General features: G+C 68.5%; 20 protein-coding genes and 3 pseudogenes. 12 read left to right on the top strand and 11 right to left on the bottom strand.

Annotation, left to right across the window (positions count from 1 at the left end; genetic code table 11):
* Positions 1–26 precede the first annotated feature (26 nt).
* Positions 27–623, bottom strand: a complete 597-nt coding sequence (locus ACGFSA_RS28425) for a TetR/AcrR family transcriptional regulator (protein ID WP_393308913.1) — start codon at positions 621–623, stop codon at positions 27–29.
* 63 nt (positions 624–686) lie between these two features.
* Here ACGFSA_RS28425 and ACGFSA_RS28420 point away from each other — a divergent pair, with 63 nt between their 5' ends.
* Positions 687–1565 carry an NAD(P)H-binding protein gene (locus tag ACGFSA_RS28420; RefSeq protein ID WP_393308912.1) on the top strand — a complete coding sequence of 293 codons (879 nt, stop codon included), beginning with the start codon at positions 687–689 and terminating at the stop codon, positions 1563–1565.
* A gap of 630 nt (positions 1566–2195) precedes the next feature.
* Here the strand turns inward: ACGFSA_RS28420 and ACGFSA_RS28415 are convergent.
* Complete coding sequence (locus tag ACGFSA_RS28415; RefSeq protein WP_393308911.1) at positions 2196–2714, bottom strand: hypothetical protein; 519 nt, start codon at positions 2712–2714, stop codon at positions 2196–2198.
* A 9-nt stretch (positions 2715–2723) separates the two neighbouring features.
* Here ACGFSA_RS28415 and ACGFSA_RS28410 point away from each other — a divergent pair, with 9 nt between their 5' ends.
* The 4 genes and pseudogenes from ACGFSA_RS28410 to ACGFSA_RS28395 all read left to right on the top strand — a co-directional run.
* Complete coding sequence (locus tag ACGFSA_RS28410) at positions 2724–3203, top strand: isochorismatase family protein (protein ID WP_393308910.1); 480 nt, start codon at positions 2724–2726, stop codon at positions 3201–3203.
* A 727-nt stretch (positions 3204–3930) separates the two neighbouring features.
* Positions 3931–4404, top strand: coding sequence for a carboxymuconolactone decarboxylase family protein (locus ACGFSA_RS28405; protein ID WP_393308909.1), 474 nt, complete (start codon positions 3931–3933; stop codon positions 4402–4404).
* 157 nt (positions 4405–4561) lie between these two features.
* Positions 4562–5017, top strand: a pseudogene (locus ACGFSA_RS28400) (sigma-70 family RNA polymerase sigma factor); the annotation flags it as partial.
* Positions 4978–5262, top strand: a pseudogene (locus ACGFSA_RS28395) (1-deoxy-D-xylulose-5-phosphate synthase N-terminal domain-containing protein); the annotation flags it as partial. The pseudogenes ACGFSA_RS28400 and ACGFSA_RS28395, both read left to right, overlap by 40 nt.
* A 404-nt stretch (positions 5263–5666) precedes the next feature.
* On the opposite strand, the gene ACGFSA_RS28390 reads toward ACGFSA_RS28395, so the two are convergent.
* On the bottom strand, positions 5667–6743 hold the full coding sequence (locus ACGFSA_RS28390) for a glycerophosphodiester phosphodiesterase family protein (RefSeq protein ID WP_393308908.1): 1077 nt from the start codon (positions 6741–6743) through the stop codon (positions 5667–5669).
* 1255 nt (positions 6744–7998) lie between these two features.
* On the opposite strand from ACGFSA_RS28390, the gene ACGFSA_RS28385 reads away from it, so the two are divergent.
* Positions 7999–8406, top strand: a complete 408-nt coding sequence (locus ACGFSA_RS28385; protein ID WP_393308907.1) for a DUF2795 domain-containing protein — start codon at positions 7999–8001, stop codon at positions 8404–8406.
* Between the two features lie 810 nt (positions 8407–9216).
* Here the strand turns inward: ACGFSA_RS28385 and ACGFSA_RS28380 are convergent.
* Entirely contained in the window at positions 9217–9393 is a 177-nt protein-coding gene (locus ACGFSA_RS28380) for a CsbD family protein (RefSeq protein ID WP_393308906.1), read from the bottom strand.
* Between the two features lie 270 nt (positions 9394–9663).
* The gene (gene cpt / locus ACGFSA_RS28375; RefSeq protein ID WP_393308921.1) at positions 9664–10194 is read right to left on the bottom strand and encodes a chloramphenicol phosphotransferase CPT; all 531 of its coding nucleotides are present in this window, start codon (positions 10192–10194) and stop codon (positions 9664–9666) included.
* 309 nt (positions 10195–10503) lie between these two features.
* Between cpt and ACGFSA_RS28370 the strand changes: the two genes are divergently transcribed.
* A complete protein-coding gene (locus ACGFSA_RS28370; protein ID WP_393308920.1) occupies positions 10504–11646 on the top strand; it encodes a site-2 protease family protein in 1143 nt (380 codons plus the stop codon).
* Here ACGFSA_RS28370 and ACGFSA_RS28365 read toward each other — a convergent pair.
* Positions 11624–11926, bottom strand: coding sequence for a hypothetical protein (locus ACGFSA_RS28365; RefSeq protein WP_393308905.1), 303 nt, complete (start codon positions 11924–11926; stop codon positions 11624–11626). The two genes, ACGFSA_RS28370 and ACGFSA_RS28365, sit on opposite strands and share 23 nt — an antisense overlap.
* Before the next feature lie 131 nt (positions 11927–12057).
* Positions 12058–13515, bottom strand: a complete 1458-nt coding sequence (locus tag ACGFSA_RS28360) for an MFS transporter (RefSeq protein WP_393308904.1) — start codon at positions 13513–13515, stop codon at positions 12058–12060.
* 157 nt (positions 13516–13672) lie between these two features.
* On the opposite strand from ACGFSA_RS28360, the gene ACGFSA_RS28355 reads away from it, so the two are divergent.
* Together ACGFSA_RS28355 and ACGFSA_RS28350 are read left to right on the top strand one after the other, a co-directional pair.
* The gene (locus ACGFSA_RS28355) at positions 13673–14128 is read left to right on the top strand and encodes a MarR family winged helix-turn-helix transcriptional regulator (protein WP_393308903.1); all 456 of its coding nucleotides are present in this window, start codon (positions 13673–13675) and stop codon (positions 14126–14128) included.
* Positions 14129–14276: 148 nt separating this feature from the next.
* Positions 14277–14630: a hypothetical protein gene (locus ACGFSA_RS28350; protein WP_393308902.1), complete on the top strand. Its 354-nt coding sequence runs from the start codon at positions 14277–14279 to the stop codon at positions 14628–14630.
* Positions 14631–14780: 150 nt separating this feature from the next.
* Here ACGFSA_RS28350 and ACGFSA_RS28345 read toward each other — a convergent pair whose 3' ends face one another.
* Positions 14781–15542 (bottom strand): hypothetical protein, encoded by a 762-nt coding sequence (locus ACGFSA_RS28345; protein WP_393308901.1) that lies wholly within the window; start codon positions 15540–15542, stop codon positions 14781–14783.
* A gap of 140 nt (positions 15543–15682) precedes the next feature.
* Between ACGFSA_RS28345 and ACGFSA_RS28340 the strand changes: the two genes are divergently transcribed.
* Entirely contained in the window at positions 15683–16489 is an 807-nt protein-coding gene (locus ACGFSA_RS28340; RefSeq protein WP_393308919.1) for a contact-dependent growth inhibition system immunity protein, read from the top strand.
* On the opposite strand, the pseudogene ACGFSA_RS28335 reads toward ACGFSA_RS28340, so the two are convergent.
* Both ACGFSA_RS28335 and ACGFSA_RS28330 read right to left on the bottom strand, forming a co-directional pair.
* Positions 16425–16664 (bottom strand): annotated as a pseudogene (locus tag ACGFSA_RS28335) (IS110 family transposase); the annotation flags it as partial. The gene ACGFSA_RS28340 and the pseudogene ACGFSA_RS28335 sit on opposite strands and share 65 nt — an antisense overlap.
* 58 nt (positions 16665–16722) lie before the next feature.
* Positions 16723–17652, bottom strand: coding sequence for a TetR/AcrR family transcriptional regulator C-terminal domain-containing protein (locus ACGFSA_RS28330; RefSeq protein ID WP_393308900.1), 930 nt, complete (start codon positions 17650–17652; stop codon positions 16723–16725).
* 115 nt (positions 17653–17767) lie between these two features.
* Between ACGFSA_RS28330 and ACGFSA_RS28325 the strand changes: the two genes are divergently transcribed.
* Together ACGFSA_RS28325 and ACGFSA_RS28320 are read left to right on the top strand one after the other, a co-directional pair.
* Positions 17768–19321, top strand: coding sequence for an MFS transporter (locus ACGFSA_RS28325; RefSeq protein ID WP_393308918.1), 1554 nt, complete (start codon positions 17768–17770; stop codon positions 19319–19321).
* Between the two features lie 132 nt (positions 19322–19453).
* Complete coding sequence (locus ACGFSA_RS28320) at positions 19454–19759, top strand: NUDIX hydrolase (RefSeq protein ID WP_393308899.1); 306 nt, start codon at positions 19454–19456, stop codon at positions 19757–19759.
* A 159-nt stretch (positions 19760–19918) separates the two neighbouring features.
* Here the strand turns inward: ACGFSA_RS28320 and ACGFSA_RS28315 are convergent, their stop codons facing one another.
* Positions 19919–21151 carry an FAD-dependent oxidoreductase gene (locus ACGFSA_RS28315; RefSeq protein WP_393308898.1) on the bottom strand — a complete coding sequence of 411 codons (1233 nt, stop codon included), beginning with the start codon at positions 21149–21151 and terminating at the stop codon, positions 19919–19921.
* Positions 21152–21198: the final 47 nt, after the last annotated feature.

Genomic DNA, 21198 nt, shown 5'->3' with positions numbered 1-21198 from the left:
AGTACGTGACGTAAGAGTGTCGCTTGTCACTGCAGCTGGTTGAATGCCTGGTCGGCATCGGCTACGGCCTCGGGGCGCACGTCGTGGGCGGTGCGACCGTCGGCGATCTTCTGCCAGTTGGTCCGGGCGAGCACCCGTTGGACCGCGAGTACTTGGGCGGCTCGCAGGCGTCCCTGGATGCCTTCGCCGAGGGCGCCCGCCAGTGCCTCCTCGTCCTCGAGCTGGTACCGCGCGAGCCGTCCTGCCAGGCTCGGTGTAGTGAACACCAGCCGATGGAAGGCCACCACCTCGGGATGATCGTTGAGGCCGGTGACGGGGTCGTACCGATCGAGGCCGGCCCGGAAGTGCCGGTGCAGTGCCGTCACCGGCTTGATGCCGGGCCTGCGGTCACGTACGACGCGTGCTGCCTCGCCTTGGTGGTCCGCAAACCGGTGCAGCACCATGTCTTCCTTGGTGGGGAAGTACCGGAAGAGGGTCGGCTTGGAGATCTCGGCCGCCGCGGCGATGTCGTTGACCGAGACGTGGTCGAAGCCGCGCTCCAGGAACAGGGAGACGGCCGCGTCGCCGATGGCGTCGCGCGTCCGCTCTTTCTTGCGGGCCCGTAGTCCCGTCGGCTCACTCATCTGACCACAGTAACATTTATGACCGAGTTGCTTTTTTAACCGAGTAACGTTTTCATGGGCGGCATGAATCAGATGGACATTCCTCCCGTGCTCGTGACCGGGGCGACGGGCCGGGTCGGCCGCGTCGTCATCGACCAACTTCTCGACGCGGGCGTGCCGGTCCGTGCCCTCACCCGTCGCTCTGAGGCGGCGGCGACGCTGCCGGCGAAGGTCGAGGTCTTCGCCGGTGACCTCACTGTGCCCGAGTCGCTCGACCCGGCGTTGAATGGCGCCGGTGCGGTCTTCCTCGTCTGGACCGCCCCGCCTCAGACCGCCGAGGCAGTCGTCGAGCGGCTGGCGGCCCACGTGCGGCGGGTCGTCTTCCTCTCCTCCCCCCATCAGACGCCGCACCCCCTCTTCCAGCAGCCCAATCCCATGGCGGTGCTGCACGCCGACATCGAGCGGCTCATCGCGGCCACCGGACTCGAGTCGACGATCATCCGGCCGGGGATGTTCGCGTCGAACTCGCTGGCCTGGTGGGCGCCCGCGATCCGGGCCGGCGAAGTCGTCCGGTGGCCCTACAGCGCTGCCGAGTCGGCACCGGTCGACGACCGCGACATCGCAGCCGTCGCGGCGCGGACGCTCTATCAGGGCGGATACGTCGGAGGCGACTACGTCCTTACGGGCCCCGAATCGCTGACCCAAGCCGCGCAGGTGGACGTCATCGGTGACGCCCTGGGGCGCCGGATCGCATTCGAGGAGATAACGCCAGACGAGTTCCGAAGTCTGTGGGAGGGTACGGTGCCCGGCTCGGCCGTCGACATGCTGCTCGCCGCGTGGAGTGCGGCGGTCGGACAGCCCGCGTACATCACCACTGCGGTGGCCGACATCCTCGGGACGGCGCCGCGAACGTTTCGCCAGTGGGCCGTTGACCACGCCATCGCGTTCACGGAGGGTTCGTAACCTCGTCGACCGCGACCTGCGCCCCAGGCCGCGGCCCTCAGTCCGCCGTCGCCCCGGCCCTCGCCCCCGGAACGTGCCGAGCGCGTGGGCGCGTGAGGCTCAGGCAGCCCGGGGCATCGTGCGTACCGACAGGACGCGCGCCTGCGGTCCAAGTGCGCGACATCGAGTGGCGCCTGCTGGCCCGACTGAATAGTGCAGGGTTAGAAGACCGCCTCTTCACCAGTCCCGACACCGAGCCCGGAGCCGTGCCGATCACTGCCATGCGGCATCCCGCCGCCCCGGCGACCGCGGCCAGCATCCCCAACCCCGACGAAGGCGCGCCCGCAACCTGGGTGGCCTGACGCCCGTTTCGCCTTGAAGCCCTGTCCCGGCACATGCTGGGGCAGGGCTTTTTTGCGTTCCGGACCAGCCCACCGACCAAGATCATTCTTCCACAATTGTAGAATACTGATCTTGGTCGGTGGCGGGATCGGCCTCCGTCTTACGTTCTCGGAGGGGTGGGATGCGGGCGTGCTGCCCAGAGTGGCGCGGCGCTCTGGATATCGTCCCTGCCATGACTGAAAGGGCAGTAAGTGACGTGCTGTCTGTTTCGTGCTTGCGGCTGGGGCTGGCGGTGGCCTCTTCGGGCGGCTATGGCCGTGGCTGGGTGAACAACCCCTGCTCAGGCTCGATCAGGATCCCGCGTTCGACCAGCCGCTTCAGCTTCAGCCGGACGTTGTTGACGTTGCTGGGCGCGATCTCCAGATCCATCGCCTCGCAGACCGCCCGTGCCCGCAGCGGGGCGTCGGCCGCGGCGAACACGGCCATGATCTGCCGGTAGGCCGGATGGTCCGGCGGCTTCGCGGCCGGCGGCGTCGGCGGGGACGGATCAGGCAGCGCCAACAGGGTCTTGCGGGTGATGCGGACCTCCTCGGCGGCCTGGTCGAACTCCTCCAGCTGTGCGGTGAGTTCCGCGATGCGTCCCCGCGTGGCCTCGGCCTGCGCGGCGATCTCGCGCTCTTGCTCCTCCAGTCGCGCCAGCACCGCTTCGTGCGCGGCCCGCTGGACGCGGCGGCACAGCGCCTGCGCCGTCGCCAACAGGGGCCGGGCGTCCTCCAGCAGCCGGCAGCCGGCGTGTCCGGTCCGGTCCGGTCCGGTTGGATCCTGCACCGCCCGGTTGTGGCGACCAGCAACATCGGCACCTTGGTCGACAAGGCGCGCGCTGCTGACATCGACGTTGTCTGGGTCCAGCACAACAGCGACGAGCTGCCCCGGAACAGCAGGGGCTGGCAGTACGTACCCGAACTCGTGCGGCGCGATTCCGAGCCCCTGGTGCAGAAGGAGTACGCCGACTCCTTCGAAGAGACCGACCTGGAGTCGGTGCTCGCCGCGCGCGGCATCAGCCGGTTCTTCGTCGTCGGCGCGCAGACCGACGAGTGCATCCGCTCGACGCTCCACGGCGCGATCACCCGCGGCTACGACGCCACGCTGGTCGGCGACGCCCACACCACGGAGGACTTGTCGCAGTACGGAGCGCCGACGCCCGACAAGGTCATCGCCCACACGAACCTGTACTGGAAATACCACACGGCTCCCGGCCGGACCGCGGGCACGGTCAACACCGCGGACGTCGACTTCGCTGCGAACTCCAGCACCTGAGACGAGGCACGACCGACGTCGAGCGAGCGCCCCGCAGAGCCCTCTTCCGGCGACCTCGGCCCCGCTCTCGGCGATGTGAACCGGGAGAGAGTTGCACCCGTCAATTCGTCCGGTCGAAGTACAGGATTGCAGCTGCCAAGCCACTGACGCCCCGGAGGACGATCGGGAATTCACACACCGCGGCCCGCCAGGAGACCTGGCGGGCCGCGGCTGCTTCATCGCCCGTAAGTGATCAGGGCTGCGGAGGCTCCCTGAAGAAGGGGCGGTCGGGCGCGAAGTTCTGGGAACAGATCGCCATCTCCTCTCCCTTGAGCCCGAACGGATACGGCGGGAGCAGCTCCTCCTGACGGACTTTCGGTTTCCCTGAACCCACAGGGGTCAGGGCCCCGGACTCCTATCTCTGATCCCAGCCGTAAGCAGCGGTCGGACCCGGTGACCGGACTCACGCGCTCTGTGCTGCCGCCGTCCGTTCGTCGTGCTCGCGCAGCATCCGTATGACGGTCGCGGGTCAGGGATGCCGGCCCACCCGGTTATCCAGTGCTGTCAAGCGAACGTGCGACTCAACGGGCAATCGAGGTGTCGGAAGACGGCGGGGCGGGTGACGCCGAATTCGCCGGCTGACGTGCGTCGGCGGCCGGGAGACGCAGGTCACATTCGGCTATGTCACAGGGGGTCGGGCTACCCCGTCCCAGGAGTGTAGCCACTGACAACCACAGAGGAGCACACCATGGACGCGCGACTGAACTACTTCGCCAGCCCGACCGCCGGCAAGGCCCTCAAGTACTTCATGTCGGCGGGCAAGGCGCTCAAGGACTCGCCGCTGCCGGCCGCGACGCAGGAGCTGGTGGCGCTTCGCGTAAGCCAGATCAACGGTTGCGCCGTCTGCATCGACATGCACACCAAGGAGGCCGCCGCTGCCGGCGAGACCTCGGTGCGGCTGAACCTGGTGGCGGCGTGGCGGGAGGCCACGGTCTTCACCGAGGCCGAGCGTGCCGCGCTGGAGCTGGCGGAGGAGGGGACCCGGGTCGCGGATGCGGCCGGTGGGGTCAGCGACGAGGTGTGGGCGTATGCCGCCAAGCACTACGACGAGGAGCAGCTCACCGCCCTGGTGGTCCTGGTCTCCTTCATGAACATGGTGAACCGGCTGAACATCATCACCCAGCAGCCGGCCGGCAACTACGAGCCCGGGCAGTTCCACTGAACGGCATCAGCAAGTGGCTCGGGGTCCGACTGCGGGCTCCGGGCCCCCGGGCTCGGTGGCCTTGCTCTGGCCTGCCGGTGGTCCGGATGATCACCAGAGGATGCCTGCGCCGGCGAGTACGGCCAGGTGGAAGGGCTTCAAGGAGAGGGGAGTCGGCGTGAGCAAGGTCGAGGAGTTCGAGGAGCTGCGGCCGCTGCTGTTTTCGATTGCCTATCGGATTCTGGGCAGTGTGGGTGAGGCCGAGGATGCGGTGCAGGAGACGTGGTTGCGCTTTGACGGCTCGGCGACCCGGCCCACGTCGACGAAGGCTTTTCTGTCGGCCGCAGTGACGCGGATTTCGATCGATGTGCTGCGTTCTGCGCGGGTGCGGCGGGAAGAATACATGGGCCCGTGGTTTCCCGAGCCGCTGCTCACCGACCCTGATCAGGATCCGGCGCGGTCGGTGGAGCTGGCCGACTCGGTGTCGATGGCGGCGCTGCTGCTGGAGCGGCTCAGCCCGCTGGAGCGGGCGGTGTTTGTGCTGCGGGAAGTGCTCGGCTTCGGGTTCGACGAGGTAGCCGCGGCGGTGGGGCGGTCGAAGGGGTGTCTCGCACAGACTGCCGTCCAGGCCCGAACCTGGGTGCGGTGGACCTGATTATCGCCCTGCACCAGGTCTTCGACTCCCCGGCCGGCCGCATCGTCTTCGACGTCGGCCACCAGGCTTACGTGCACAAGCTACTGACGGGACGGCAGGACTTCGTCCGGCTCAGGCGCGAGGGCGCGCTGTCCGGCTGTCCCAGCCGCGCGGAATCCGCCCACGCCATTGTGGAGAACCAGCACACCTCCGCATCACTCGCCTGGGCGGAAGGGCCGGCCAAGGTCGTCTCCGAATTCGCCGCCGGGTACCGGCCCGCCTCCTGCTCCGCCCAACCGCCGTACCGCGCTGCGCGAAAACCGCAACCCTCCGGCCGGGGCGAGCCGCTGGGGTCCGCAAGCTACTCGCCGCCGGTCGTTTCGCGCCGCCGCGGTGTCCCCGTGGCGGCCGGTACCAGGCGTACGACCAGGGGCGCGCCCTTGCGGCCCCGCGCGCGGCCGCCCGACCGCCGTCCGGCCGCCACCTGTCCGTTCGTCGCCCCGGCCCCATGGACGGCCAGTTGCGGTGTGACCGCGAGTGGTCGGCGGCCGCCCGGTGCTGAGCAGTGGCGCCGTCTCCTCGTAGCGGCGTACGTCCCCGGAACAACAGTGCTCCGGGAACGTACGCGCCTGTGGCGTGGCGGCACTCGTCAGTGGTGGTGCGGCGCGGGGTAGGCCTTGGGCAGACGCATGCCGTGTTCGGCCATGATCTCCCGCACGTGGTTGGGGTAGTTGGTGATGATGCCGTCGACGCCCATGTCCATCAGCGCCTCGACCGTGGCGTTGTCGTCACAGGTCCACGGGATGACCTTCAGGCCGCGGGCGTGGGCCTCGGAGATCATCTTCTCATCGGGGTAGAAGCGGAAGTTCGGGTCCGCGACGGTACCGTTCTGCGGGAAGCCGTAATTGGGAGAGAGCGCGGTAACACCTGGGATGGTGGAGGCAGCCTTGACGAAGTCGCCATCGTAGTCGTCAGCGTCGATGCCGCCCAGCCACGGGGAGGCTCCGGGCTTGCCGACCTGAAGGAAGTCGTAGTTGGTCAGTGCCACCAGCGGGTAGGACGGCGCGAGCTTGTGCATCTCCTTCAGCGCGCCCCAGTCGAAGGACTGGATGGTGACCTGCCGCTCGATCCCCGAGCGGTGGATCTCCTCGTGGACGCGGCGGACGAACAGCTCGCGCGGCGCGGTCTGCTCCGGCGCGCCCGCCTCGACCTTGGTCTCGATGTTGAGCTTGACCTGCTTGGCGTCGTAACTCTTGACCAAATTGAGGACGTCCTTGAGCTCCACCATCCGGAAGCCCTTGACCTGCTCCTGCTCGGGGAAGCCGGGCAGTTGCTGGTAGCCGCAGTCCATTGTCTTGATCTGAGCTAGCGTCAGGTCCTTGATGTACTTCCCGACGTACGGGTACATCGGGTCGCCCGGCGTCACCGGCCCGGCATCCTTGCACTTCTGCGCGCTGATCTGCCGGTCGTGGTTGACGACGACCTTCTGGTCCTTGGTGATCTGGGTGTCCAGCTCCAAGGTGGTCACTCCGAGGCGCAGGGCCTTGCCGAAGCCCTCCAGGGACTCCTCGGTGGTCAGGCCGATGCCACCGCGGTGGGCCTGGAGGTCGAAGTGGGTCTGCTGGGGCGGGACGTGGCCGTTGTGAGCCGTGGCCGCCTGGGCCGTCGCGGGGACCACGAGCGCGGGTACGACGGCCAGCGCGGCAACTGCATGCCGGAGGGACATGTGAACCTCATGTGCATCGGGCGAACTGGACCCTGTGACGCTAAGCCGCGGTTCCAGCCCGTACGAAGCCTGGACGTTAGGGCATCGTGAACGCCCGGGAACTGTTGTTCACCGGGCACCGGAGCGCATCGCCCGGCCGCACGGGAGGTGGCCCACGCCCATCGAGTCCGCTGCCCGAGCGGCGGCGGCTGACCCACGCCAGACCGTCGGCGACCCGGCGGAAGTCCTCGTTCATGTCGCCGTCGACGCAGAGGGTGGTGCCCGTGATACACGGCGCAGTCCTCCTACGACCTGACGTCCACGGCGGGGTCGGCTCGTGTCCGCTGTCCATGGGCGGGGTCCTCGTGGGCCCCTTGCGCACCAGGAGCCCCTCTCGACTGTCGGGCAGTCAGTGGCGCGGCATCGCCACCCGCTACGAATACGCCCCGACCACCACCGAACGGCCATCGTCATCGCCGGCGCCCTCGCCCGAACTGACAACATGATCGGAAAGAAGCTCTCCAGCCGGAGGGGACGTGGTTGATGAGTTGATGATCTGCGCGAGGAGGTCGTGCCAGTGCTCCATGACGGTGAGGACCGCGTCGGATTTCCGTCGGGCGATGGCAGTTGTCCCTCCGGTGCGGGTGACGGGTCCTCCACGATGGCCCAGCCGGTGATCTCAGAGCCACGACGTCGATGGCGGGCCGATCCGCGAAAGCGGCCCTCCCCGACCAGGGGCGGCAGCGGCTCAACCCGGCGATATCCGAGAGGGAAGGGGCGCAAAATACCCCAAATGGCCCCATACGCACAGATGGGCGATTTCGACTACCCTCAAAAGGTGTGCAGAGAGCCGCCTGAGCACGAACTCCGGACAGCGAGGCCAGGACATGACCAAACCGCCGAAGCCATCGCAGCCCTCACACGGTGAGGGGTCGAGCAGGCACAAGGGGGCGGCAGAGCGCGATCTGCGCGCCCGCGAGCAAGGGCACGACGACCTCGATCTGAAGCCGCAGACCTCGACTGCCCGTCAGCAGTACACGCAGGGCCGTAGCAGCCTGCAGGAGCACTCCGTGAACCGTCCGGAGAGGCGGTCGGCGAGGCGCGCCAGCTGGGGTGTCGATACCTCGATGGTTGAGAAAGCCGCCACCAGCCGCTCGTGAACTGCAGGCCCGGCCCGCCCGGGCGCTGCCCGATCCGGCCGTTGAGGACCTGTCGAAGCCCTGTCCGTCGGCTGACCGTCCGGCAGCATCACCGCACACAGAGAAGGTGTTCCACCATGGAGCGAGGAAGCAATCAGGTCAGCCCGCACAAGGACGATGCGAGGAAGCATGAACTGCAGGGCTATCTGAGGTCCGGCCACCCCACCCATGCCGAGGAGACCTACGATCCCGAGCCGGCAGCCGACGACGACGTGCGAGTGGACGCGGGTGGCCCCGTCCCCCCACCCGGCAAGGAAAGGGACCGGATGCGCGCCGAGAAGGCGGCCGAAGCTCTGAGGTCCGATCTGGCGCGCCACCTGAATCGCACGGCCTTCCCGGGCGACCGTTCGTCACTCGTGCAGACCTTGTCAAAGGAGCACGCTCCGGACACTCTGGTCGATGCGGTGCGTGAACTGCCCGGGGGCGAGCGCTACAAAAACGCGGGGCAGATCGTCCGGGCGCTGGGCCACCGGCCCCATGCCTGACAACGGGGAATCGTCGCATCGTTGGCCCCGTCCACGCATCGATGTGCCGCCTCCACCCCCAGCGGTGGGAACCGGCCTTCGCCGACGAGCGGGCAGACCGACCACGGACCCTGGGCACTTCCTGCGCCTCAACGCCTGGGTGCGCCGGAACTCCCCCGTCGGCGGCTTCGGCACTGCCCACCCAGCAGCTCGACGTCCCGTGCCCACCGCTCGGAGGAAACGGGCCGGGGGCCGGCGACGGCAGATCCACCCCGTCGGCAAGGGCCACCGCCTTGGGCACTGCAGGTCAGGTCCGCGTCGAAGGGCTCAGCGGTCGTCATACCGGTTCGCCTTCGGAGTATCGCTCCTCGACGGAATTGGCGGAGACTACCGGCCGGGGTATGTCCATGCGCTTTGAGTGGTGCATAACCGGCCTGGACCCGCCCGGGCGGCGGACAGCCTGCGGCCGGCGGCCGGGAGCGGCCTCAAGCAGCCAGTCGGGGGGATGAACTGTGCGGGCGCCTGAGAGCAAGGAGATCCCGTGCGGTCATCGTGTCCGCAATCCTCATGTGCAGAGCCCGCCTCGGAGCAGCGGTGCTGGCGCTCCAGCACGCGGGCGAGAGCGAGGTGGGCAGAGGCGTGGGCGGGCTAGTCACGCAGGACGTGACGCAGCTCCGCCTCAACCAGGGAGAGCTGCGCCGTGGTGTAGCACGAATGGGCGAGGAGCAGAGAGCATCGACGATCCCCCGTTCCAGCTGACAGGCAACGCCAGGAACGGGTTTGCGCCAGCGGCAGAACCGATACTTCTACTTCCCCAGATCAGTGTCGAGGTCAGTGCCCCGTCCGCTTCTTGAACTGGTCGGCTGTCTTGTGTGCGATCTCCTGCGCCTTCCCGCGCAGCTGCTCGCCCAGACCATGCCTCTGCGTGGATTTATCGCCGATTGCCTTGCCAAGGGTCTCTTTCATCTTGCCCTTGACCTGTTTCGCCTTCGACGCGCCCTTGGTCATCAGAATCCCTGTCCTTCCGAGAGTTCGGCAGGGGTGAGGTAAGCGGGGCTGTCATCCCACCCTGCCTCCGCCACCGAAGTGCTGCAAACCGGCTCGTCCGGGGCGGGCCTGTCGTCCGGCACGCACGGTTCCCATGAGCCGACCCGATGCTCACCCCGGCCTTTGTCCTGGCTCGTCGAGGTCACGCGCGCAGGTGATCTCGGAAGCGGCCACGCCTGACGCACACCGTCACGGCGCTGCGGTCACCGCGGCAGACAACCGAGCCGTCGCTTACCTGACATGTACGGCGATGGCCCGTGCGCACTCCATCGACTCGGCATGCGCGGTGTCCACCTCCAGGTCGTAGACCATGCCCCGGTGGACCACATCGGCCTGGGACACGGCCGTCCCGGTGACCCGATCTCCTCGTGCGATCTCACGGCCTGCGGCAATCACACTGTCGCACCGGACGCCGACCCACAGCACCCGCAGTTCACCCAGAGCCTTCCGCCATCGCTTCTGTGATTCCGCGCCGCCGAGGAAGACCTCATCGATGATGACCCGGGCGCCCGCGCGGGCCATCGCGGCGACTCCCTCGATCCAGGCTGCTTCCAGAGTCCGGAACTCCGGCCCGACGATCACCTCGCCGTCCGGAGCGAACTCGATCCCTGCATCCGATGCCCGCATGGACACGGGCATCGCCTCAACCAGCGTGTCGACTCCGAAGGCCAGCCACGGACCCGGCAGGACCGCCTGAAGACACCGCACGATCCCGGACTTCCCCGAGCTGGAGCCACCATTGAGAAAGATCACCTGAGTCATCACCGCGCCACAGTAGCGACACCGCAACAACGCTCGAAACGGATTTCGGCGAACGCCGCACCGCCGGCCACAACCCGGTGAACCTTCCCGGTCACGGCACCAGGGAGATGAAATCGTGAAGACGTCCCGGGATCACGGTGACCTCCGTCTCGGGGGCTTCCTGCTGAGATCTTGTGGCCGGTACAAGGCGGCATCACTCCGACGCAAGGTCGTTGAGTGGTTCCGGTTGCTGGGGCGGCTGACGGACCATGTAAGGGGACGGACTTCGGTCGGCGGCCATGCGTCGTGTTCCGTCTGCGGGTGATCGCAATGAAGGGTTCGATCCGGATCGGGATTGTGCGGGGGCTGGAGCTGCGTGCGCATTGGAGCGTGCCGCTGATCATGCTGCTCTTCGCGTACGGTCTGGGCAGCCGCACACTGCCTGCGTACGCGCCGGGCCTGGCGTCGGTGGTGTACGCGGTGGCTGGAGTTATCGGTGCGCTGCTGTTGCTGGTGAGTCTGGTGGTGCATGAGGTGGCGCACGCGCTCACGGCCCGCAGGTCCGCCATCCCCGTGCGGGACATTACGTTGTGGGCGCTGGGTGGAATGACCCGGATGGAGCGGCCTGCGACGGCGCGGGCGGCGCTCGCGGTCGCCGTGAGCGGGCCGCTGGCCAGCCTGGTGCTCGGCGGGGCCGCGCTGGGGGCGGCGGTCGGGGCCGGGGCAGCAGGCTGGCGGATACCAGCTGTTGTGCTGGCGTGGCTGGGCGGCACGAACCTGCTGCTGGGCGTCTTCAACCTGCTTCCCGCCGCACCCTTGGACGGGGGCCGGGTCCTGCAGGCCGCGCTGTGGTGGTGTACGGGTGACGAGGACCGGGCCCGGCGGGTGGCCGGGCGCAGCGGACAGGTCCTCGGTGTGGGTCTCGCCGTGGTCGGGTGGCTGGCTTTCGTGAGGGGGGTGCCGGGTGGGTTGTGGCTGCTGGTCATCGGCTGGTTCGTGGCGCTCACCGCCGCGGCCGAACGACGGTGGGCCGAGCTCCGCACAGTCCTGCGCGGCGTACGCGTGAGGGAGGCGATGACCAGTCCGGCCGCCTCCGGTCCGGACTGGCTGACGGTGAACCGTTTCCTGTCCGACGTGGCCGCACAGGCGGGTCATTCGGTCCTGCCATTGGTGGACTTCGAAGGCCGTCCCAGCGGCGTCGTACGGCTGCGCCGACTCGGTGCCGTGCCGCCCCAGCAGCGGGAGACGCTGCGCATACGGGAAGTGGCGACCCCGCTGTCGCAGTGCACGCTCGCCACACCGGACGAGCTCCTCACCGGGGTCCTGGACCGCCTCGGCTCGGGCGGCGGACTGCCCATCCTGGTCACGGACAGCGGCCGACTCGACGGGATCGTCACCGCCCACGACATCGACCGAGTCGCCCACCGGCACACAGCGGGCCCGGATGGCGCTACTCCGACTCCCGACGGATGACTTCCGCACGGCCTGCCGTACCGGGACCCACGAAGAAACGGGTGCGTTCGCGCACCACATCGGATTCCAGGGTGACCGGGCGGCGCCGACTGCACGTCACCGCTTCCCCCCGCGCCGTGCGCTCGACGATTGGGCGCGGCGGGACGGCGCCGGCGGATTCGGCATCGGCATCGGCATCGGCATCGGCGACTGTCGCGTCGCGGAGGGCACGCCACGAGCGCAGCTCATGGATGGTGTTCACGGTGGGGGCGTACGGATTGCCCGTGATGGCCTTCGACACGTTCGACGTGCAGCTGTATCCCGGGCTGCCGGACGGGTGGTTCGACGCCGTGCCCCGAGCGGTGGGCAGGCACGCGACCGCCCCGGGACACCGACGTCCCGGAGCGGACGGCCCCTGCCGATGTGCCTCCGTCAGGCCTTGACAGCGGGCTCGGCGGTGATGGCGTTCCCCGCCTCACCGTCCTGTGCAGCGGCGGAGTGGGCAACGCCCGGGATGACCGCGGCCACCGCGGCTGCCAGGAGCGCGACGCCGCCGCCGATCAGCAGGCCGACGCGGAAGCCGTCCTCGGAGGCGAACGTGAAGCCGCCCGTGGTGACCGTCATCTGCGAGAGGACGACACCGATCACCGCGGCGCCGATCGAGGTGCCGAGCGAGCGCATCAGCGTGTTGAAGCCGTTCGCGGCGGCCGTCTCGGACATCGGGACCGCACTCATGATCAGGGCGGGCATCGCGCCGTAGGCGAGACCGACGCCACCGCTGATCACGACGGTGACGATCAGCAGACCCCAGGTCGAGCCCATCAGCGCCATCGACAGGCCATAGCCGGCCGCGATGACGAGGGAACCGGAGACGAGGGTGAACTTCGGGCCGCGCGCGTTGGTCAGCTTCCCGCCGAACGGCGAGACGACCATCATGACGAGGCCGGCGGGTGCCATCCACAGGCCCATCGCCAGCATCGACTGGCCGAGGCCGTAGCCGGTCGCCTCGGGAAACTGCAGCAGCTGCGGCACGATCAGCATCTGCGCGTACATGCCGACGCCGATCAGGATCGAGGCGGCATTGGTGAGCAGCACCCGGGGGCGGGCGGTGGTGCGCAGGTCGATCAGCGGGTCGCGGGTGCGCAGCTCCCAGAAGCCCCAGACCAGCAAGACCACGACCGCAGCGGCGAGAAGGCCGAGCGTGCTGCCCGAGCCCCAGCCCCAGTCCGCACCCTTGGAGATCGCGAGCAGCAGACAGACCAGGCCCACGCCGAGACCGAGCGCGCCGGCCAGGTCGAAGCGCTGCCCCTTCGCCGCGGCCGGTACGTTGGGAATGAAGGACCAAATCATCACGGCGATCAGTGCGGCGAGGACGGCCGACCCCCAGAACAGTGCCCGCCAACTCGTGTACTCCGCGACGGCGGCGGCGATCGGCAGGCCGAGACCGCCGCCGATGCCCATGGAGGCGCTCACCAGTGCAATGGAAGAGCTGAGCTTTTCGGCCGGCAGCAGGTCACGCAGCAGGCTGATGCCGAGCGGCACCACGCCCATGCCCATGCCCTGCAGACCGCGTCCGACGATCATCATGCCGACGGACGAGGTCAGGGCGCACACCACTGAGCCCGCGATCAGCGGCACACAGGAGGCGAGCAGCATCTTGCGCTTACCCAGCAGGTCGCCGAGGCGGCCGGCGACGGGGACGCAGACCGCTGCCGACAGGAGCGTGACGGTGATCACCCACGTGGCATTGGAGGACGTGGTGTGCAGGATCTGCGGCAGATCCGCGATCAGCGGCGTCACCAGGGTCTGCATGATCGCGGCGACAGTGCCGGCCAGCGCGAGCGTGGCGACGACGCCGCCCGATCGGGAGGTCTGCTGGGGGCCGTCCATGAAGGGCTCCTCTACGTGTTCGAGGTTCGAGATCGGAAGGGAATATGCATCATACACATCTCATGTATCGACCATGTTGCATGCATCATGCATGAGGCAGGATCATTGCAACATCGCATGCGCCGTCCGGCATGCACGGGACCGCCGAGGAGATCCGATGAACAGGGCCACGCGCCAGGTGGAGTACGAGCAGATGCTGCAGAGCCGCTACCTTCACCTGCACAAGTCGAAGGGGCAGCGCAAGGGCAGCACCCTGGAGCGCAGCGCGTACATCCTGCTCAGCCGCATCCGGGTGCAGGGCCCGATGTCCATCGGTCAGCTCGGTGACGCCTTCGGCCTCGACGCGTCCACCCTGAACCGGCAGACCGCGGCCGCCATGCGCGCCGGGCTCGTCGAGCGCATCCCGGATCCCGACGGTGGCATGGCGCGCAAGTTCCGTATCACCGCGGAAGGCGAGCAGCGTCTCGACGAGGAGCGTGAGGGCACCATCCATACCCTGGAACAGATCATGGCCGACTGGTCCGACGAGGACATCGCCGCCTTCGCCGACTACCTCAAGCGCTTCAACACCGACATCGAGCGCCTGGACGGTAGGCCGTGGCCACGGCCGTGAGACGGCAACGCAGGTCCCTGACGGCCTCCCGCGCGACAGGGAGTGCGTCGGGAGCCCACCCCCTGTCGCGGGAGAGGCCGCAAGAGCTGCGCGCACGGCGCTCAGTGCCGCTTGAGCCGTTCCGCCGGCCACTCGTACCAATTTGCCGATGTGTCGGCCGGCCGGGAGGGACGCCGCCACCGGCGCCGATGCACACCCGCTGGGCGGAGCCGACTACGCCTGGCGCACCTGGATGGACGAAACAGTCGTCAGCTGGGCGACTTGCCTGCTGACCGACGCCGATCTCGCCACCGTGGCAGCGGCCTGCCTGGCCGCAACCCACCACGGCGCGGACCGTGTGGGCGATGCGTGTCGGCTGACAATTCCCAGCCCTCGCGATCACCGCGCGGCGCCGCTGTTGCGCCACCCGGACCTTGTCAGCCCGATCGCAGACCTCCACCGCGAGACACTGCTGGGCCTCCTCGATATCGACCCGGCCAGAAGCTCACCCGAGCGAAGGTAGCCGCGAAGCCTGCATACCGGTCGTCGAACTGTGCGCGGCCGCGCCCTCCGGCTTGCGGGACACCGACCCGATGCGCACCGCGAATCGAATGCCGGAAACCCTGGCCCGATTCCGGCGGGCCAGGGTTTCCATGGTGTGCGGGCGTTGCTGTTACCACTTGTCGCGGAAGTGGTCCTCGATCACTCGGAAGCTGCCCACGACACCGTTCTTGACCCACACGCCGCCGTGGACGAAGCGCGGCGTGACACCGTTGCTGGTGCTGAACGGGCCGACCGTGGCAACGGGAGAGCCGTTGTCACAAGTCGCGCCGCGGAAGACCTCGACGGTCCGGCGGCTGTCGTTGCGGACGTTGAGAGTCCTGGAGCCCAGACCGCTCACCACGGTGATGCAGCCGTCGGAGTGGGCGGAGTAGGACCGCTCGTTGAAGAAAATCCTTCCCCTGTCGTAGTCGCCGCCGTAGCCGCCGCCACCGTTGCCGCCGTAGCCGCCGCCACCGTTGCCGCCGTAGCCGCCACCGTTGCCGCCGCCACCCTTGCCGCCGCCACCGTTGCCGCCGTAGCCGCCACCGTTGCCGCCGCCACCGTTGCCGCCGTAGCCACCGCCACCCTTGCCGCCGCCACCGTTGCCGCCGTAGCCGCCACCGTTGCCGCCGCCACCGTTGCCGCCGTAGCCGCCACCGTTGTCGCCACCTCGGCCGCCGCCACCGTTGTCGCCGTAGCCGCCAGCTCCGTTGCTCGTGCCCTTTCCGCCGCCGCCCTCTTCCAGCGGAGCCGCGGCGGGAGCGGCGGCCTGCTGCTGGACAACGGGCGCGGCTGCGGGGGTGTCCGCGGCCGTGGCGTAGTTGATACCGGTTGCCGCCAGGGCCGCGGCGCCTACAACGGCGGCGGTCACGGCGACAGTACGTGTGGTCATATCACTTCTCCTGTCTCAGAGACATCGGCTCGTGCCGATACGTGACAAACGTACTTAATGGTGTTTATATCTGTCATATCGGACACCTCTAAGGCGTGACACCCAACGGGCGATCGGGTGAATTTGCGCTCTTTACGCATATGAGCTGCGCCTATTTGAAAAATAGTCATGTTCGAGCTCTATCTGAATGGCTGTCATTTTCGTTTTCTCACAGCGCTCTGAGACCGCGTTTGAGATCTGGCCTGAGACGATCCCTCGGTGACTCGGCCCTGAACCGTGACCGCTCCCTTGAGGAGCTGGAGGACGACCGTTGGCCGGCCCCGTCGGGCGACGCGACTCGCCTTGTGGCGACCGCGCACGTGCTTCGGCGTAAGCCGATCAGCGAGCTGACAGTTGAGGACATAAGGCTGCTGATCAGGCAGAACGAGGGCCTGCCCTACCTCCTGCCGCTGGCGTTGGAGGTCCTGCGGCTGGATCCGATGGCGGAGGGTCACATGTACGAGGGTGATCTGCTGGCCGCGGTGCTGACCAGGAGTCCAGAGATCTGGAGCAAGTCACCCGAGCTCGGGCGTGAGCTTCGCCTGATCGTCTCGGATCTGAGCGATCTGACACCGAACCTCAAGCACGAGGTGGAGCGGTTCCTGGCTCTGCAGCACGCCAGCGGCACCGCCCTGCAGGTGCCCAGGTGGCGGCACCGTTTACGAGGGCTGTCGTACGAGCGGTCGCGGGCCCGGCCGCCTCGCGGGACAGTCGCGGGTGAGACGACGAACCATGACACCGGCGCTTCAGTCGGCAAGTCCCGCCAACCGCGACGTGGTGATTGCCCTCCCGGCGTTTCTTGTCGCAATAGGCCCGTGAGGCCGGCTGCCACAGTGAGGCGAAGGCGGCGAGTACGTCTTCGACGACACGTTCAGCCATGCGTCGGGCCTTGGGCCGCAGCAGGATGACCGGTCCTCGCCGTCGTGCCTTCCTCAACTGGCTGCCTGGGGAGCCGCACGTTCGAGCAGGGCCGGCACGGCCGGATGGTCGAGACGGGGGCCCAGGACCCGCTCAGGGAGAGGAGATCTGGGCGCGAGGCCCGCGCATCCGGTTCTTGATGCGTGTTACCTCACCGGCCCCGTCGCCGCAGCGGCCTTGCCCTGCCAGCCGTCGCGACCCAACAGGCAGTGGCACTGACGAGTCAGAGCTTCCACTGCGAAGGCTCACCTGGAAGCCGATCGAGGAGTGCCTCGACTCCGTCCAGCATCCGCGCGAGCCCGAATTCGAAGAGGGTGCCGAGGTCGAGTCCGAACCCGTCGTGGTCGAAGAGCGTGGACAGGGTCGGATACGACTGGGTGGTCTGGATCGCTTCCATCCGTGGCTCGTTAGCCGTCATCCACTCCTCAGATGTCATCCCGGTGTCCTGCCGCGCCTGGGATTCCAGCTCAACGGCCATCGCGACGCCTTGGGCGTATCCGAGAAGAGTGAGGTGAACATGGAGCATCTGATCCGGGGTAAGTCCGAGCCCGCTCAGGGCGCTCAGGGCCCGCTCGGTGTACTGCATCGCATGGGGCGAAGCCACCGGCCGAGTGAGGGCGGCCACGGCTCGCGCCAGCCAGGGATGTTGCTCGTACTGACCCCACAACCACCGTGCCTCCCGCTCCAGCCGCGGACGCCAACCCGCTGGTGGTGGGCCGGACGGTCCCCCGCTGAACACCACTTCCGACATCAGCCGTATGAGCTCTCCCTTGTTCGGGACATGACGGTAGAGCGCCATGGTGGAGGTCCCGAACTCGGTTGCGACTCGCCTCATGGAGAGCGCGGCGAGACCCTCCGCGTCCACGAGCGCAATCGCGGTACGGATGATGCGCTCCCGGGTCAGTCGCTGACCGGGGGCCGTGTTGCGCTCTCGCCCTGTCTCCGCAACTACCGTGCCGACACCAGGCACAGCCCGCACCAGTCCTTCCTGGTTCAGCGTGGTGAGCGCCTTTGTCGCGGTCGCCATCGCGACGCCCCACTCCTGCGTGATACGGCGGGTGGAGGGGACTCGGTCGCCAGGGGCGAGCTCGCCCGAGGCGATGCGACGGCGGAGATCTCCGGCGATGCGCAGGTAGGGCGGTTCGGTGGCCATGCCGTCACTGTACTAGTGCACCGGTTGCCCTACCCGCCCCTTTTGGCAGGGGGTAGAGCAGAGTGCACTAAGGCATCTGTTTGCGGTGTACGCGATGACCCGATTCCGTAAGGCCATGGAGAACACACCCGGCCCCCGCGCGGGCCGCAAGGAATGGGTTGCCCTCGGTGTCCTGATGCTGCCCCTGCTCCTCGTCTCGATGGACGTCTCGATCCTGTACTTCGCGATCCCGTACATCAGCCAGGACCTGAGGCCCAGCGCCACACAGCAGTTGTGGATTCTCGACATGTACGGATTCGTACTCGCCGGGCTGCTCATCACGATGGGCGCGCTCGGCGACCGGATCGGGCGGCGCAGGCTGGTCCTCACGGGAGCCGCGGTCTTCGGCGCGGCTTCGGTGGCCGCCGCGCACGCGCACTCCGCCGACCTGCTCATCGCCGTGCGCGCGCTGCTCGGACTCGGCGGCGCCGCCCTGATGCCCTCGACGCTCGCCCTGATCCGCAACCTCTTCCGTGACGAGAAGCAGCGCGGGAAGGCGGTGACCATCTGGACGGCTGTCATGACCACCGGTATCTCACTGGGACCGGTAGTCAGTGGTCTGCTGCTGGAACACTTCTGGTGGGGCTCAGTGTTCTTGATCAACCTGCCTGCCATGGTGCTGCTGCTCGCGCTGGTGCCCTTCTTGGTACCAGAGTCCACACCAGCCGTCCGAGGCCGCTTGGACCCGCTGAGCGCAGCGCTCTCACTCGGCACTTTGCTCCCCGTCATCTACGGCATCAAGGAGTGGGCCCGGCACGGCTACGAACCGCTGCCCGCTCTCGGCATCACCGTGGGACTCGTGCTCGGCTTCGCATTCGTACACCGCCAGAGGCGCCTCGCCCACCCCTTGATCGACCTCGGCCTCCTGGGCCGGCGCGCCTTCGGCGGCCCAGTGCTCGCCAATCTGCTCGCCATGTTCGCAACGGTGGGCATGGCCGTCTTCGTTACGCAGTATCTGCAGTCCGTGCTCGGCCTGAGCCCGTTGACAGCCGCACTGTGGAGCCTGGTGCCGGCCGCGGGCGTAGCCGTCATGGCCCCGACCGGGGCGGCACTCGCACAGCGGTTCGACCGTGCGTACGTCATGGGCGGCAGCTTCCTCGTCTCCGCCTGCGGTTTCCTCTGGCTGACCCAGGTACGTACTGACTCAGCCCTTTGGTTCACTCTCGTCGGCGCCTCCGTCTACGCGGGCGGGCTGGTCGCCGCCATGACCCTCGCCAACGAACTCGCCCTGGGCGCGGCCCCACCGGAGCGCGCGGGCTCGGCCGCGGCCGTACTTGAGTCGGGCCAGGAACTGGGCGGAGCCCTGGGCATGGCCATCCTCGGTTCCATCGGAGCCGCGGTCTACAGCCGGGACATGTCCGACGGCCTGCCATCCGGCATGCCGCACGCCGAAGCAGTACGCGAAACCCTGGGCGGCGCGACAGCGGCCAAGCTCCCCGCCCCCATGGCAGACGCCGCATTGGCGGCTGCACGTGACGCCTTCACCCACGGAATGGGCGTCGCGTCAGTCGGCGCGGCCGTCGTCATGGCCGGAGCGGGTCTCTTCTCACTCGGCCTCCTGCGAGGCGTAGGCAAGACGAAATGCTCGACGCAATCGTCCACCGAACCTGGACTCACCACGCCCCTCTAGGTTCCCCTCCCGGCAAGGCAGGACTACGTCCCCAGGTCAGGCCGGCACCCTGGTCTGCGCGCGGTATGGCGGCGAAGCCGTGACCGCGCGAGGCTGGCGCACGGTGGAGCGGCTGAAGAGGGGCACCTTCGAGTGACCAACGATCGTTACCGTTTGACGGCAGATGCTGTCCGGTTACTGTTCCGCTCGGATGGACGTGTCCTGTGCGTCCGCAGAGCTGCCGGTTCTGACCCTGCGCCGAGGCAACTCGCGGTGCTGGGCGGCCACCTGGAAGAGGGTGAGTCGCTCGATCAGGCAGCCCACGGGGAAGCACGCGTGGAGGCCGGGGTCGATGTCGACCCGCGTCATCAGGAGTTCTGCGGCTTGGTGCATGACAACGACCCCCCTCGGCGCCCTCCCCCGGTACCCGGCAGACTGCGCCGCTGCCTCATGCTGTAGCGCGCCGCAGCATGAGGCACTCGGGCCGACCAGAGCCGGCGGCGCTCCCGGGACGCCGGCGATCGCGCCCTCGTCGGTGTCGTCCGGACCCGCTTCGGTGGCCAGGCGGCGGACGTGTTGACGGGCCCTCGGCCAGAAGCGAGGGCCGGGAGCCGGGTATCACCGCATGGACGCGGTGGGCAGACGTTCGCGTACCGCGCCGTAGGCGATGAAGTACGCCGGCACTCGCTTGAGCCACCGCGAGGTGGTGAACAGTTCGGTCATCCGCTGTGACCGCTTGGGGTTCCCGAAGGGCGGGCGTCCCGCCAGTACGGGTGCGATGACCCGCGCATGGGCGAATCGCTGCAACGCCTGCGTCGCGGCTGTGGTCGGCCACCGGCGGCGCTGTACGGCGCGTACGTCCCCCAGGCCGACCGCACCCCTGCGCAGCGGCTCGACGAGATACCGGGCGGTGGCGACGGCGTCTTCGACAGCTAGGTTGATGCCGATACCGAAGACCGGCGACATCGCGTGCGCCGCGTCACCGATGCACAGCAGTCCCGGGCGGTGCCAGCGCCGGAGGCGGTCGAGCCGTACGTCGAGCATCTTCACCTCGTCCCACGACCGCAGCGCGTGCACCCGGTCCGCGAGCCAGGGGACGGCGGCCGAGAAGTCGGCCATGAACCGATCAAGACCGGCGGCACGGCGCTCGGCATCGGTTCCCTTGGGGATCAGCGCCGCGCACTGCCAGTAGTCCCCGCGGTCGATCATGGCGGTGAGGAACCGGTCGCCGACGCCTCCCACGAGTCCGTGCGGATCGCCCTCCCGCCGTGGCAGCCGGAACCACCAGGCGTCCATCGGGCAGGCGAATCTCCGCAGGGCCAGTTCAGGCCGAGACCGGGCCAGCGAGCTCCGGCCGTCGCAGGCCACCGTGAGGGTGGCCCGCAGTTCACCGGTGCGGCCGTCGGGGGTGCGGTACCGCACCCCCATCACCCGTCCGCGCTCCACCAGGAAGGAAGTCGCCTCGGTGCTCATCCGCACGGAGAACGACGGCTCTCGACCGGCCTCGTCCGCCAGGAGGTCGAGCAGGTCCCACTGCGGCACCATCGCCACGTAGTTGTACGGGCCCCGCAGCGCGCCGATGTCTCCGACGGTGACCAGCGAACGGTCAGGGCCGAGCGGCAACTGCACCGTCGTCACCCGCCGCTGCGGCAGACGGGCAAACCGCTCCGCCAGGCCGAGGTCGTCCAGCAGCGCCAGGGTGGACGGATGCACCGTGTCGCCGCGGAAGTCGCGCAGGAAGTCGCCGTGCTTCTCCAGGACCGTGACCGCCACTCCGGCCCGGGCCAGCAGCAGGCCGAGGACCATTCCGGCGGGGCCGCCGCCCACAACACAGCACGTGGTCCGTTCCATCGCGGCCCCTGTCTTCGGTGAAATCCCGGCATCCGTCACGATGGGAC

It is taken from the genome of Streptomyces sp. NPDC048496 (assembly GCF_043200055.1).
Taxonomy (GTDB): domain Bacteria; phylum Actinomycetota; class Actinomycetes; order Streptomycetales; family Streptomycetaceae; genus Streptomyces.
The sequence above is the reverse complement of the archived record's forward strand: the minus strand, read 5'-3'. Positions and strand labels throughout refer to the sequence as shown.